Annotated in this window: 10 protein-coding genes; 4 read left to right on the top strand and 6 right to left on the bottom strand. The window is 61.1% G+C overall.

The features are described from left to right. The first annotated feature begins 26 nt into the window (after positions 1–26). On the top strand, positions 27–893 hold the full coding sequence (locus QP990_RS07210; RefSeq protein WP_239207794.1) for a hypothetical protein: 867 nt from the start codon (positions 27–29) through the stop codon (positions 891–893). 58 nt (positions 894–951) lie between these two features. On the opposite strand, the gene QP990_RS07205 is transcribed toward QP990_RS07210, so the two are convergent. Both QP990_RS07205 and QP990_RS07200 read right to left on the bottom strand, forming a co-directional pair. Then, entirely contained in the window at positions 952–1,803 is an 852-nt protein-coding gene (locus tag QP990_RS07205; RefSeq protein ID WP_023020336.1) for a PrsW family intramembrane metalloprotease, read from the bottom strand. Further along, entirely contained in the window at positions 1,804–2,385 is a 582-nt protein-coding gene (locus tag QP990_RS07200; protein WP_023020337.1) for a hypothetical protein, read from the bottom strand. A gap of 42 nt (positions 2,386–2,427) precedes the next feature. Here QP990_RS07200 and QP990_RS07195 point away from each other — a divergent pair, with 42 nt between their 5' ends. The 3 genes from QP990_RS07195 (at position 2,428) to QP990_RS07185 (ending at position 6,744) form a co-directional block, all read left to right on the top strand. Further along, positions 2,428–4,362 (top strand): M13 family metallopeptidase, encoded by a 1,935-nt coding sequence (locus tag QP990_RS07195; RefSeq protein ID WP_284798790.1) that lies wholly within the window; start codon positions 2,428–2,430, stop codon positions 4,360–4,362. 39 nt (positions 4,363–4,401) lie between these two features. Continuing rightward, complete coding sequence (locus QP990_RS07190) at positions 4,402–5,295, top strand: alpha/beta hydrolase (protein WP_284798789.1); 894 nt, start codon at positions 4,402–4,404, stop codon at positions 5,293–5,295. A gap of 63 nt (positions 5,296–5,358) precedes the next feature. Beyond that, positions 5,359–6,744 carry a PepSY domain-containing protein gene (locus QP990_RS07185; protein ID WP_284798788.1) on the top strand — a complete coding sequence of 462 codons (1,386 nt, stop codon included), beginning with the start codon at positions 5,359–5,361 and terminating at the stop codon, positions 6,742–6,744. Here QP990_RS07185 and QP990_RS07180 read toward each other — a convergent pair. The 4 genes from QP990_RS07180 to QP990_RS07165 form a co-directional block, all read right to left on the bottom strand. Beyond that, positions 6,683–10,144: an arabinosyltransferase domain-containing protein gene (locus QP990_RS07180; protein WP_284798787.1), complete on the bottom strand. Its 3,462-nt coding sequence runs from the start codon at positions 10,142–10,144 to the stop codon at positions 6,683–6,685. The genes QP990_RS07185 and QP990_RS07180 overlap by 62 nt on opposite strands. A 74-nt stretch (positions 10,145–10,218) precedes the next feature. Further along, positions 10,219–12,195 (bottom strand): galactan 5-O-arabinofuranosyltransferase, encoded by a 1,977-nt coding sequence (locus QP990_RS07175; RefSeq protein ID WP_284798786.1) that lies wholly within the window; start codon positions 12,193–12,195, stop codon positions 10,219–10,221. A gap of 180 nt (positions 12,196–12,375) precedes the next feature. After that, the gene (locus tag QP990_RS07170; protein WP_023020343.1) at positions 12,376–13,134 is read right to left on the bottom strand and encodes a decaprenylphospho-beta-D-erythro-pentofuranosid-2-ulose 2-reductase; all 759 of its coding nucleotides are present in this window, start codon (positions 13,132–13,134) and stop codon (positions 12,376–12,378) included. Between the two features lie 37 nt (positions 13,135–13,171). After that, positions 13,172–14,587, bottom strand: a complete 1,416-nt coding sequence (locus tag QP990_RS07165; RefSeq protein WP_239279094.1) for an FAD-binding oxidoreductase — start codon at positions 14,585–14,587, stop codon at positions 13,172–13,174. Between the last annotated feature and the right edge of the window lie 73 nt (positions 14,588–14,660).

Below are 14,660 nucleotides of genomic sequence, written 5' to 3'. Positions count from 1 at the left end.
TGCGGGGGCGCTACTATATTATTTTCATGATGAAAAAGTTGGCGGTAGGTTCCCTGGTTACCGCACTCTCCCTCGCAATCGCCCCTGCCGCCCAGGCTGTCACCCTCGATCCGCACGCCGTGCCCGCGCGCACCCAGATCACCGTCCAGCATGATTCTGGCGCGACTGTGTCCACCGCTAATGCCCATGAGTCTCGCCCCGCACTGTCTTTGAGCAAGCTCTACTTGGGCTATTGGGTCCTAAAATACGGTGCGCCGGCCGACAAAGCCCGCGTGGAGCACATGATCCGCGTCAGCGATGACAACGTGGCTACCGACTTGGATCGCCGCTACCCGCAAGCCATCCCCAGCACCATCCACGAGTTTGGACTGCGCGAAACGCACTACACCGGGTATTGGGGAACGACCACGACCTCCACTGAAGATGTAGCGCGTTTTACCTCGCGTATTCAGCACGATCCCATTGCCGCACCCATCATGACCGGCATGGCTAACGCCGCCCCTGTGGCTGCCGATGGCTACCGCCAAGATTTTGGTACCTCACGAATTCCGGGCGTTATCGGTACCAAGTTTGGCTGGTCCGATAATCGCCGCATCCATGCCTCGGTATCCACCGCCCCTGGATTTACCGTAGCCGCCAATACCTACGGTGACGCGGGCACTCATACCGCAGATGTCACCCGGGCCGTACATAATGACCCAGGCGCACTACCCGCAGCGGGCGGTTCTAGCCAAGCTATTGGCGCGCGCATCGAACGCGATTTGAATCTACAAGGCCCCGCGCGTCAGGCCGTTCGCGATGCCACCCGCACGGCAGCGAGCTACGAGCGTCAAGCCTGCGCGAGCGCGAACCAGGCATTGGCGCAGGTAACGCCGATGCGTGTGTGCAACTAGGACTTGCAGAGCTCGACAGAACTACAAAGCGTGCTGGGGTTGGATGGCGCAGGCGGCTTTAACGGATGAAGGCGAGGGCGTCTTCGGCGGTGCTGTGGCTGTAGCTCTCGTCGGTTTTGGCAAGCTTATTACCGCGCAGCACCAGCCAGATGCTCAGCGGGTAAAGAATAAGCGCCACGACAACGGCTTGGATGATCGAGGCCACCTCGGAATCGTGCAGGTAATTCCAGCAGAAGTGCAGTGTAAAGGAGGCGGCTAGGGCGCCGAGGAAGACTCCGATGCGCCACCACCAGGGTTTGGCGGCGGCATAGAGTGCCCAGCCGATGCCCCAGCCGGCCAGCGCGGTGAGCAATACGTGTAGGCCAGGACCGGCGATAAGGCGCAGGCCCCACATTTCAAAAAGCCCCTGGATATCGCTATCAGGATGCATGGTGGCGCCCATGGCGCCGTAGAGGATATTTTCGCAGGCCTCGAAGCCAAGGCCCACCACTGCGCCCACCATCCAGCCGTGCCACGGGCGGTTGAGCTGGCGGAAGGACATGAGCACGAAGATTACGCCGGTGGCCTTAGAAATTTCTTCCGGATAGGCACCGCTCCACGACATCATGGCGTCGACCCAGCCGGAGCCAATGGCGAGCTGCATGACCGGCCCAGCGCTGATAAGCGCCAAGGCAACGGCTACTCCGCCGCCCCAAAGGAAAGCCAGCGTGGCCCATAGGCGCGCCGGGCGGGCCCACATGGGGCTGCGTTGCAGCAGGTAGATGACCAGCGCCACGAGTATGGCGGCGATGAGCAGGCTGAGCAGGCCCATCAGGGGAGAAATCAAAAATGTGCTTAGCGTCTGGAAAAAGAAGGCGATGAGTCCAATGGCGGATAAGATCCACAGCGTGGTGCGAAAGAGCTTAGACATCTAGAACATCAACTCCCCGGAGAAATCAGCGAATTCTGAATCGGCATCGGCGGGTAGATCCTTTTGGCCGAAGGCATGCCAAATGCGGGAGGCGGTGGCGCGGGCCTGCTCACCCTTGCCGGTCACGGTGACCACCCAATCCTTGTTTTCGTCCTCGCCGGTGCCGTCGAGGGAGAGGGCGGCGGTGGAGGAGGGGGCGTCGGCAAGCAGGAGTGCCCCGTTAGTGCCGTCGAAGGTAGGGGCATCGGCCGGCAAGGGCGCCATGGCTAGGGCGCGGACCATGCGGCGCAAGGTGGTGGCATCGTCTTTGGCATCTTCGGTAAGGGTGGCTTGTACGCTGACATCGCCGCAGTTCCAGCCGATGCTGGCGAGGGATTCATAGTCGCGCTCGCAATAAAGATCGGGAACGTCAATCTCCCAGTCCTGGCTGGGCTCGGCTAGGGTGACCTGCTCGACGTCTGCGGAAGAATCCCCCAGCGCCGCCTGCACGATCATGGGCAGGGCAAGAACCACCGCCACGAACGCAATGACGGCGCAGAAAAGGCGCCGCGGATGCGCTGGAGGAAAGCGATAAAAATTCATGGACCACACCTTATCTTGTCGCTTTGCCCTAGAGTGGCAAGCATGAAAGATCTTTATCAACTAGTCAATGGACCCTGGCTGGAAAGCCACGTTATTCCCGATGATCGCGGCGTGGACGGCACCTTTCACGCGCTGCGCGACGAAGCTGAAGAACTCGTCCACGAAATCGTGGAAAAGGACACCGGCCGACCGGGCAAGCTCTATGCCTCCTTTATGGATACCGAAGGGGTTAATGCGGCCGGCATGGCTCCATTGGATGCGGATCTGGACCGCCTGAGCGCGGCCGACCCAGAGGAATTAGCGCAACGCCTGGGTGAACTCGAGCGCACCGGTGTCGGCTCCCCGGTGACCTTTTGGGTATCCAAGGACTCTGGTTCCGAGGACGCCATTGCCTATGTCATTCAATCCGGCCTGGGCCTGCCGGATGAAGCCTATTACCGCGAGGAAGCCCACGCCGAAACGCTGGCCGCCTATGAAAAGCATGTGGCAGAGATGCTGGAGTTCCTCGACCCAGCCCGCCTCTTTGGCCTAGGCGCCGAGGTAGCCGCCCAGCGCATCGTGGGTTTGGAAAAGGAACTTGCCGCTGGCCATTGGGATGTGGTCTCCACCCGCGATGCGGTCAAGACCTATAACCCGTGTGAGTTTGGCGAGCTGCCCGCCATGGCGCGGGCCGTGCTCTCCGGCGGCAACCTGCCGGAGCACCGCGTAGTCAATATGATGCCGTCCTACCTCGAGCACTTCGAGAGCCTTTTTATCTCCGAGCGCATGGCCGATTGGCAGCTGTGGGCCACCTGGCACATCCTGCGCTCCCGCGCGGCCATGCTGCCGGAGGAAGTAGGCGCGAAGAACTTTGAGTTCTACGGCACCAAGCTCTCCGGCGCCACCCAGCAGCGCGACCGGTGGAAGCGCGCGGTAGGTCTGGCTGAGTCCCTCGTGGGCGAAGAGATTGGCCAGGTATTCGTGGATAAGCACTTCCCGGACTCCTCCAAGCGCGAGATGGATGAGCTGGTGGCCTACCTCATTGCTGCCTACCGCGAGCGCATCTCTCAGCTGGAGTGGATGACCCCGACCACACGCGAACGTGCCTTGGAGAAGCTTTCCCAGTTCAAGGCCAAGATTGGCTTCCCAGATTCCTGGCGCGATTACTCCGCCCTCGAGGTTTCCGGCAAGGGCGCGGACCTGTTGGCTAATGCGCGTGCCGGCTCTGCCTTTTCTCACGACTTCGAGCTGGCCAAGATTGGCAAGCCGGCCGATCGCGATGAATGGGTGACTACCCCGCAAACGGTCAACGCCTTTTATAACCCAGTGGTCAATGACATCACCTTCCCGGCCGCCATCCTGCGCCCGCCGTTCTATAACCCGGAGGCCGATGCCGCAGAAAACTTCGGCGCCATCGGTGCTGTCATCGGCCACGAAATTGGCCACGGCTTTGATGACCAGGGTTCGCAGTTTGATGGTCAGGGCAACCTGAACTCCTGGTGGTCCGATGAGGACCGTGCCGCCTTTGAAAAGCTCACCGCCAAGCTGGTGGAGCAGTTCAATGGCCAGGTACCGACGGTGCTCAAGGAGGCCGGCATCGAATCTACTGGGGTGAACGGCAGCTTCACCCTGGGCGAGAATATCGGTGACCTAGGCGGCCTGGGTATCGCCGTGGTGGCTTTTAAGAACTACTGTGCCGATAAGGGCATCGACCTGCAGGGCAAGGAGGAAAAGTTCGAGGTAGACGGTGCCGAGCCAGAGCTGGCTGAGCACACCTACAATGGCCTGCAGCGCTTCTTCCTGTCCTGGGCCCGCGTATGGCGTACCGCCATCCGTCCGGAGATGGCCACGCAGTACCTAGCCATTGACCCGCACTCGCCGGCGGAGTTCCGCTGCAACCTCATTGCGGCCAATATTGCGGAGTTCTACGAGGCCTTTGACGTGGCAGAGGATTCTGCCATGTACATTGCGCCGGAGGATCGCGTCACCATTTGGTAGACCTTTCTGCCGGTAGGCGGTGCGCGTAGGCTCGGTGGCATGACTAACGCAGATGCTAACCAGGATCCGCACCGCCCGCTGGAGCCGGGACAGGAGTGGCACATCGGCGGCCAGGACCGTCAGATGGACGACAAGGAGCAGCTTGAGCAGCTCGTTGCCTATATCGATGCCCACTATGACACCCCGGATTTCCGCCCGCCGTGGGCTGGGGGCGGCTCTCCTGAGGCGGATCAATATTGTGCGCTCTTGCCGGACCGGATTACACACGCTGCAATGATGGTGCTCGGCACTGCGGTGGATCATGCGTTGCCGGGCACCGCCTATACGGAGGGCATCAGCGTGGAAGAATCCGAGATGGGAACCATTTTTCGGCCCACAAAGTCCACCGGCCGCTGGGCGGTCTCGCTCCACTCGGGCGGCTGGTGGCGCGGTGCTGGCCAGGCACTAGAGATGCAATGGCGCCCTGAGGTAGCCGCCGCCGCGCAACTATCTGGCACCACCATCATCGATGTGGACTATCCGCTTGCACCCGCGCACACCGTGGCGGAGATGGTCACTGCCGTGCATCACGCCATCGACTATGCCCGCAAGCAGGGTGCTTCCAACGTCACCACCTGGGGGTATTCCTCCGGCGGGGCTCTGGCGGCGCTTGCGCCTGCCGACGCCCTCCTGCTCACCTTCCCCGATTTCGGTGCCTTGGCGAATCTGCCTGAGGACCTCCGTGCCGGCTATGCAATTCCGGCGGACCTTTCTAAGCTCTGCCCGGATATTTTCGTCCAGACCGCGACCGAGGATGAGATTGCTGCGCGTGTTTCTGTGCCCGGCGCCGTGGCGCGCGATTATGTTTCCACCCACCGCGTGTCTACCCCGGCGGTTGCCCGTCAGCGCGTGCGGGATGCGGCCGCGTTCCTGGCAGGAGAGCTAGAAAAATAACAATTCCCTGGCGGTTCCATGCTAAAAGGGAACTAGTTTCAATAGACTCGCGACTAGTTCCGCATGACCATATCCACTCATGGCGCGCTATCGCGCCTGCATAAATTCGCCGGCGTAATCATTGCGCCCTTTCTCATCGTCGCAGCGTTAAGCGGGTTTCTCTATGCCTTGGCGCCCACCTTTGAACCGTGGATTTACCACGATGAGGTGACAGCCACCGCGCAAGGCAGCCCGCGCAGCCTTGATGAACAGATTGCCGCCGCCCAGCGCCAGCACCCGGATGGGACCGTGGTTCGAGTCGAGCCTTCCGAAGATCCGCAGGAGACCACCCGCGTGCTTTTCGACGACCCCACCGCTCCCAATTCCAGCTATACCCACGCCGTCTTTGTAGACCCGGTGGATCTGCACATCACTGGCGAACTACAACAATATGGCGGCTCGCGGGCGCTGCCTTTCCGTACGTGGGCCTCTAATGGCCACCGCACCCTATGGTTGGGCGAGCCTGGCCGTCTCTATGCCGAACTTGCGGCCTCGTGGCTCGGCGCGCTGAGCATCCTCGGTCTCTACCTGTGGCTCAAGCGTAAACAAAGGAATAAGAAGCAGCCCTCTAAGGTACTGGCGCTGCACGCCCGCGTGGGTGCCTGGTTGTTGCCGGGCTTCCTCTTTCTTACGGTTACTGGCCTGACATGGTCGCTGGTAGCGGGCACAAGTATTGGCAAGGTGCGGGAGGAACTTAATTGGAAGGAACCGTCCGTGGCCACCTCCGTTGCAGAAGCGGGGGCTAGCACTGGGGCGGGGGAGCATGCCAACCACGCCGAGCACGTGGGGCACGCGGGGCACGCTGGGCATACGGGAAACCACGATGCCGCAGAACTCGCCGGAGCCCAAACTGCAGAATCGACCGCCCGTAGCCAGGGTTTGACCGGGGTGCTGGAAATGACTCCGCCGGAAAAGCCCGGCGATGCGTGGGGCGTGCGGGAGGCTCGTGCGGCCTTCAAGTTACGCAGCGACGCCGTAGCGGTTACTCCGAACGGCGAGGTCATCGACCGCATCAATTCCGCCGATTGGCCGCTTGCCGCGCAGCTTACTTCGTGGCTCATCCAGCTGCACATGGGGACGCTTTTTGGAATCTATAGCCAGGTTGCATTGGCGGTACTCGCCCTCGGCCTGCTCGTGGTGAGCATTGCGGGCCTGTGGATGTGGTGGAAGAAACCGCGCCGCAGCCTGCCCGAGCTAAAAATTACCCCCGCCGTGCTGGCGGGGGCGGTGGCCTACTCAATCATCGCGCCGCTCTTTGGCGCTTCGCTATTGCTCTTTTTCGTAGGTGATTGGATCGTGCGGCGCCTGCGCGCCCCGAAGCGGGATCGGGGCGCGGCCGCTGGGGAGGTTACTCCTCGCCCTCGGGGCGAATCTTCATCTCGGAGTCTTTCCACAGTCCGGAACGGGTAATGTCCTCATAATCAATCTCGGCTGGGACTGGGGCATTGCCCTGTGAATCGGTACGCAGTTCGTACTTTTCGATGGCACCCCAGTCGCGGGCCCAGTCATTATTGAGGTAGCTCGGGATCTCATAGGAGTAGTTGACCGCCTCCGCGGTGGACATGGCGCCACCGCCGGAGAAGGACTGGAAATCCGTCAGCGAGGTCTGTGCCGAGGAGTCCGGCAGGATGCGGTACTGCGGAATTTCGGTAACGCCGGCAAAGTGGTCAAAGGTGCGCTGGCACGGGAACTGTAGGGCTACGGCCCAGTCCAATAGTGCCGGGGTGTCCTTGGAGAACTGGTTATTGATGGTGTCTAGCTCTGGGACGCGCGGTGGAGTAAAGGCCAGCCAGTCATCCTCATCGGTGGAGTCATCCGTTGCTACCAGGCGCACCACGTTGGCATCCTTTGGCAACTTATCCAGTGGCAGGCGCAGGTTGCGCCACTTTGGCGTGGCACCGACGGCGGAGAGTTCTTCCTCGCCAGTATTGGTGACCTTTCCGGAGTCATCGATGGTGCCGTACTCGAGGCTAAGCTTCATGCCTTCCTGCTCTACCCCGTTGACGTCGTGGTGGTAGATATTGCCGGCTGCAGATACGGCGAGCACGGGAGTATTGTCCTTGGCCTCTGGCAGGTTGTACCACTTGGTGGTCACTTCAGAGGTGGAGTCTTGCTCCTCGGAATAGGAGCCGAGCACCGGGACCTTGGTGTAATCCAGGTTGAACGGCAGGTGCATGGTAGAGCCATTGACACCCTCAGTGCCGCGTACTCCACCCTCCGAGGTATTGGTGGTTTCCTTGGACTTCTTGTCCTTTTTGTCTTGCTTATTCTTTGTCTCCTGGGAATCAGCGGAATCGCTGTTACCGCCGGATTCGGTATCCGCACCCGAGGTAGCGGTCTCCGCGCTATCGGAGGAGGAGTCGCTGGAGCCATCCGCGATGGCACCTACGGAGGCGGAATTCTGGTTTTCCGGCTCGATGGATTCAGGGATGAAGTTTGGATCGAAGCCCTTGTGGGTCTCGTCCTGGTCCACCAGGGAATCGCCCAAGTCGCCTTCAACCGGGGTCAGGAAGGAATCATTGGTGTTGGTCTCCACCATGGTCTGATCCGCCAGAGCGCAGGTATTGCCGCGCAGGGAGGCCACGTTGCCCTTGCCCACGGAGTAGGAATCCGCCTGCGAGACGGTGGCCTTGGCAAAGGAAGCACACGATAGCGCTATCACGATGGCACAGGCCAAGGCGATGGGCGCGGACATGATACCGGCGGAGCGCGAAACCTTAGCGGCGGCATTTTTCTCAAATTCCGCCAGGGTGCCGGCCTCTTCTGCTTGGGACTTGCGGTAGCTATGGCGCAGGGACTGCACTATGCCGATGGCGAAGATGACCAGCGCGATGGCAAGGAGCACCTTATTGGCCTCGATGGCCTTGAATTGCACCGTACGGTCCCACCACGGGATGCCAAAGGAGGAAACGTACCACCAAGCGTTCCAGCCGGCGAAAGAGATGGCCAATAAGAAGACCACCGCGGCGATAGCGAAGGTGCGAGCGCGCGGCGAGCGCAGTGCGAATTGGGAGAGCACCACGGCACCGAGGGCGGCGATAACACCGGCCACGCCGGCGTAGATGCCAAAGTGGTGGGTCCACTTGGTGGGGGTGAACATGAGGAAGAACATGGACAGCGCCACAATAATGAGCAGGCGCTGGGTCGGGCCAACGGCAGCACCGACGACACGGCGGTCTTTGATGAAGGCCGCCACGATGAGCACTAGGCAGAAGAGCATGGTGAAGACCGCGAAGCGGCGGGTGAGCGAGCCATCCACCGATTCCTGGAAGAGGGTGGAGTAGCGCGCGTACTCCGCGTACCACGGCAGGGAGGGGCCAACCTCGGAGCGCACGCGGGTGGACTCCAGCACGGTCGATAGCGTCTGGTCACCAAAGGCGGCAACCATGATGGCGGTGCCAGCGCTAAGGAATGGCGCAATGAGCGCGAGCCAGCCCAAGGTGCCACCGCCCATGGACGGTACGCGCTCGGCCATGGCGCGGAAGAGGTGCGGCAGGCTGACCAGGAAAACGCCCACGGCAAAGAGGCCGGTGGGGCCGGCGGCCAAGGTGATGGTTGCGGCGATGGTGCCCACGGCCGCCGGGAGCAGGCGGTGGGTGGAAATGGCACGCTCAAAAGAGGCCCAAGTAAACATCACGCCAAGCGCCACGATGGGCTCGGGGCGGGTGCCGTTGTTATAGGGCAGCCAGAAGGCCAAGAACATAAGCGCCGCGGTCCAGTGAGCGACCCGGCGGCCGTCGACAAGCTGGCCAAAGCGCGGGAGTATCTCGCGGGAGAGGATAAACCAGATGATGAGCCCAGAAATCAGGCCGGGCAAGCGCACGAAGACCGAGGCGGTGGAAATCTGGGAGAGAACGGCAACCAGGTCATAATAGGGGGCGCCGAAGGGCGCCTCTGGCACGCCGTACCAGCGGTAGTAGTTGGCCATGTAGGTCGCGTGATCGAAGACGCGGCTCATGGAGAAGATGAAGCCATCATCGGAGGTATTGGCGCCGAAGATATACCAAAATCCCAAGACGGCGGCCACCACGCCATCGAGCGGGCGCACCTTCTTCCACGTCTTAGGCATGAAGCCAAAGCGGCGGCCATCGAGGCGGTCGATGCGCCATAGGCAGAACAGGGATACGACCACCATGGCGGTGCCCAGCCACATGGCGATGGTCTTGAGCACCGTCGGGGAGGAGGTGAAGCGGGAGTTGATATCGACGTGCACATTGAGGCCGTCGTCAAGCAGGGCCTGCACGTCCGCTTTATCGTCTATTTCGGTATAGACACCGGTGACCTGCGGGCGAAGATCCTCCTCGGTGGTCTTTTCATGATCCCCCACGCGCACGCTGGTGCCATCGCCCGCAGCGGAAATCTCAATCTTGGCGTCCTTAGGGAGCTTGGCTACCTCTTTGGAGTTGAGGGTAAGCAGAACCTCATCCAAGGAGACAACGGAAAGGCCCTCCTCATTCGCGCGGACGAAAAGACCGCGGTTGGAGGCCTTTTTTGACTCCGGCGGGACGGTGCCGTAGACCATGGACTGTCCCTCACGCAGCTCATCAACTGCGGAGATAGGGATAGTGGCCTGAAGATCCTCCGGCGCCACGGAAATGAGTGGCGCGTTGATGGATTGCACGGAATCATGCTGCGGCCAGTCATAAGAGGACTGAGTTTGGGTCACCGGCAGTAGCGGGGTGGCTACAAAACACAGGAAACCAATCAGTCCGGCAATGATCGCGGTCCACCGCAGGCCCGCGGGGGCGGCGGTGAAGCGGGAGCTAGCAGGTCGCGCTTGGGTGGTATTCGTAGTGAGGCTATCTGACACGGCGATTAGTCTACGTCAGATAACCCTCTCCGCCCGCGGGCACACCCTGCCACGGGCGGGAAGTGTGGGTGAACTTACTTGGTGCGAACGGCTGTTACGAAGGGGCCGGTCTGCTTTAGCTTCCAGCCCTTGTCAAAGACATCGGCGTTGAAGAAGACCGCGCGATAGCGAATATTCGGCTGATTGGGGTAGATATCTTCTGCCAAATGTAGCTTGAAACCATCGTCCTTATTTTCTAAATCACCGCGGAAGATCATGACATCTGGGCTGCGCCACGCAGCGGAATCCAGGGCCTTGCGGAACTCATCCGGCTTCATGTCCCAGGAATCGTTGGCCCAGGTTTCAATCTGCTCATTGCGGGTGCTGAACTCACCCAGTGGATTGGCATAGTGGCTGGTAAAGGCGTTGAAACCCCAATAAGGGTAGTAAGACATGAAGATCTTTTCATCAGTAAGCACCACCGTGTCATCCGGCGTATAGCCCTGGTCCTGGATGAAGTTGTGGATATCCAGGTAGTAATGAGCAGAATCGCTAGTGAAGCGGTCGGCGCGCTCGCCATAGCCATCGGTATCGCTATAAGCGTGGTCGATGGCGTCCTCGTTGGCCTCCGGAATCTGCTGCGCATAGAAGACGCCGGCCAGGGCAAGGATAATGCCCAAGACCGCGGTGATTTGCTTATTGGTGGTATGGGAGAAGCGCGCCGGGTAGAGGCGGTGTACGCCCAAGAGGCGAACCTCGGCTAAGGCTAGGACACCGGCGGTAGCAAAAAGGAGTACCACGATGATTTCCAGGCGGAAGCTCAGCAGCGTGGTGCCGGCCAGCGTTGCCACCATAGACACAACGATCCATAGATAGCTGCCAATGAGGGAGATGCCCAGCGCGCGCACCTCTTGGTCATTGAGACGAATGACCATGTAGATAAGTCCCATAAGGCAGAGGAAGCCCACAATGCTAAAGGACAAAAATGGCACCGGAATCTGGGTGCCTTCCTCCGGCAAGTAGTGCTGCGCGGTGGTCTGCAGCGGTACTGGCGAGTGCATGACCGCCCATACATAGGGGCCCCAGGCGATGAGCGCAATGGCAATGGAGCCTGCCGCCATTACCGCCAAGCGCACGATGGGGCGCCACGTATGCTCATATAGCGCGGTAAAGAGCGCGATGAGGCTGACCACGGTGAGCGCGGCCGCACCGGTGAAAAGCGTGTAGAACGTGGCGGAAATGCCCAGGTAGAGTGTCACACCCAGGGTGGAGAGCCAAGAGCCACGGAAGGCGCGGGCGCTGAGCACTGCGACGGTGGGCAGGCCCATGGCGATGACCGCGGAGTAGGGCTCCTCGGCCGCGATGGTGAGCGTAATCGCGGTGGTGACTAGGGCGATGGCGGTGGCGACCGGTAGGGAGCTGGTGAGGCGCTGCCAGAGGGGCACCAAAATGCAGCCGGCTACAGCGATGGAGATAAGCGCCCAGGGCTGGTAGACCTCCCATCCCGGAATGCCCAATAGCGCTCCCAAGCGGCCGCCCAGCCAGAACCAGCCAATGGGGTAAAAGGACGGCATATCCTGGTAGTTCATATCCGCATAGCCCATCTCATCCACTGAGCGGGTGAGGAACTGGGTGCGGAAAGCCTGATCCACCTGCACGCCGTCGAGCCACAAACGGGAGGCGGACAGCGGCAGACCCACGGCAGCCAAGGTCAGCAGTGCGGGGGAGAGATAGGTGACCGCGTAGGTCAGCCAGACCCGCCAGCGCGGCCGAGTAAAGGAATCCTTGTAGTGGTCATAAAGCCACCACACGCACAGCCCGCCGGCTAGAGCCAGCGTGACCACCACGCCCACCGTGCTCAGCGCGCGGGTGACCATGGAGGTATTAAAAGAAGGCAGAGATACCGTCTTGAAGGCAAACCAGCCCAGCAGCGTGACCACACCACTGGCTAGCGCGGTCAACACAATACCCAGCAGGGTCGCGCGATGAGTCAGCGCATCGGCGCGGTAGGCCTCGGTGCGCGGATTTTCGCTCACGGGCGTTGACTGGGTGGGTATAGCTGTGCTTGTCATGCCCATTAGTTTCGCATACCCAAGCGCCACAACCCAGATTTGGCGCGGGCAGGAAAACACTTGCTTTCCGACGCCCCCTTATACACCACCGCCCCCGCCCCTCCCCGCCGCGGGCGTGCAGCGAGAAGGAGAAGCGGGGGCGAGGCGGCTGGCAGGCGCCAGTGCAGAAACCGCGGTGATTTAGAACGGCAGCTTGCGGAAAATGGCCTGCGGGATGAACTTGAATGCCAAAGAAACGTATTCAAACAGCGGGTGCACGAAGATGGACTGCTTGCCATCGAGCACGGCCTTCACGGTGGCTTCGGCAACATCGGAGACGTTGACGGTCAACGGGGCGTCGCCAGCCTCGGCGGACATCTTGGTGCGAACCTGGCCTGGGCGGACAACCAGCACGTTGGCGCCGGTGCCGCGCAGAGCCTCTCCCAGGTTGATGTAGAAGCCGTCCACGCCTGCCTTGGAAGCACCGTAGACAAAGTTGGAACGGCGCACGCGCATGCCAGCCACGGAGGACATGGCGACGATGGTGCCGTGGCCCTGGTGCTTGAACTTCTCGCCCAGAAGCACGCCCACGGAAACCGGGGCGGTGTAGTTGGTCTGCGCGGAGGCGACGGCCTTGTCGTGGTTTTGCCACAGCTCCTCCTGGTCACCCAGGGTGCCGAAGGCAACGATGGCCACGTCTACATCGCCGCGTGCCCAGGCTTTATTGATTACCTCTGGGTGGGAGTCAAAGTCAGTGGCGTCGAAGTCCAAAACCTCCACGTCAGCGCCACGAGATTCCAGGTCTGCCTTGGCCTGGGCGATGCGCGGGGACTCCGGTCGGGCAGCCAGGGTGACCTTGGCGGGGCCGCGCTGCAGGAATTCGGAGACGACGCCGAGGCCGATCTCAGAGGTGCCGCCCAGAAGCAGGATGTGTTGTGCTTGGCCTACTGCATTAAGCATGGTCAGTAAATCTCCTTAAAGGTGTTATTTCCAGTGATTAGTGCAGCTCGAGGCGGCGGGACATATCGGAGGCGAAGACGCCGGTCGGGTCGATCTCATTGCGGGTCTTCAGCCAGCCCTCCATGCCCGGGTACATCTTGTGGAAGTTCTCCGCGGAAGTGCGGGACTCCTTGGCCAAGTAGAGGCGGCCGCCGAATTCCATCACGCGGCGGTCCAAGTCATCCAGGAACTTGCCCAGGCCCGGACGGATGGGGAAGTCCACGCAGACGTTCCAACCCGGCATTGGATAGGACAGCGGCGCGCGGTTGCCTTCACCGAAGAGCTTGAACACGTTGAGGGCCGAGTAGTGGCCGGAGCGTTGCATATCGCGGATGATCTCCTTGAACGGCTCCACGGCCTCGGTCGGTACCACGAACTGGTACTGCAAGAAGCCCTTGGAACCGTAGCCGCGGTTCCACTCGCCGATGAGATCCAACGGCTGGTAGAACTGCGTCAGGTTCTTGACCTGGTTCTTGGCCGGTGCACCCATGGTGTAGTATGCCAAGCCCACAGCGGAGAGGGAAAGCTTATTCATGGTCCAGGACGGGAAGATATCCGGCACCGTCATCAGCTGCGGCGCATTGAACTTCAACGGATCCTTAGCCAGCTTCGGGGCTAGCTCTTCCAGCTGTGCCAAGGTGGCCAGCGAACCGCGGGAAATGGTGGAGCGACCCAGCTTTGGTTCTGGGGAAATGACATCGAACCAGGCGGAAGAATAAGTGTAGTTGTGCTCGGAACCATCGGAGTGGAAGGCGATGGTTTCATCCAAGTTATCGGTGCGGTCCGTATCCGCGATGAAATAAGCGGTTTCCGTCTTGGTCATGCGGATGGTGGCGCGCAGGATGATGCCGGTTAGGCCCATGCCGCCAACGGTGGCCCAGAAGAGGTCGCCGCTGGGGTCATCCTCGGAGCCTTCCGGGGTCAGGTGCAGCACGCGGCCATCGGCCACGAGCAGCTCCATGGAGACCACGTGGTTACCAAAGGAGCCGGCGGAGTGGTGGTTCTTGCCGTGAATATCCGGGCCGATTGCGCCACCGATGGTGACCTGGCGGGTACCCGGCAGAACCGGAACCCACAGGCCATAAGGCAGGGCAGCCTTCATCAGCTGGTCTAGGGTGACGCCACCATCGACGTCCACCAGAGCGGACTCCGGGTCGATGGAATGGATCTTATTGAGCTTTTGCATGTCGATGACCAAGCCGCCGCCATTTTGGGCGGGGTCACCGTAGGAGCGGCCCATACCGCGGGCGATGACGCCACGGCGCAGGTGGGCGGGCTTATCCGAGTTATCTTCTGCCACCTGGGCCACGGCCTTCTTGATCACGTCCACGTCTTCGGTGGCGAGAACATGGGCGGTCGTCGGGGCGGTGCGGCCCCAGCCGTGCAGGGACTTTTCAGTGGTATGTAATTCCATCTCTTACTCTTTGCTCGACGGATTTGTGTCGCCTCCCTAGCCTACCTAGCTCACACGAGGGTGGACGGAGTGA

This window comes from Corynebacterium sp. MSK071 (genome assembly GCF_030232125.1).
Taxonomy (GTDB): Bacteria; Actinomycetota; Actinomycetes; order Mycobacteriales; family Mycobacteriaceae; genus Corynebacterium; species Corynebacterium kefirresidentii.
Note: the sequence above shows the minus strand (reverse complement) of the source record. Positions and strands in the feature narration are given on the sequence as shown.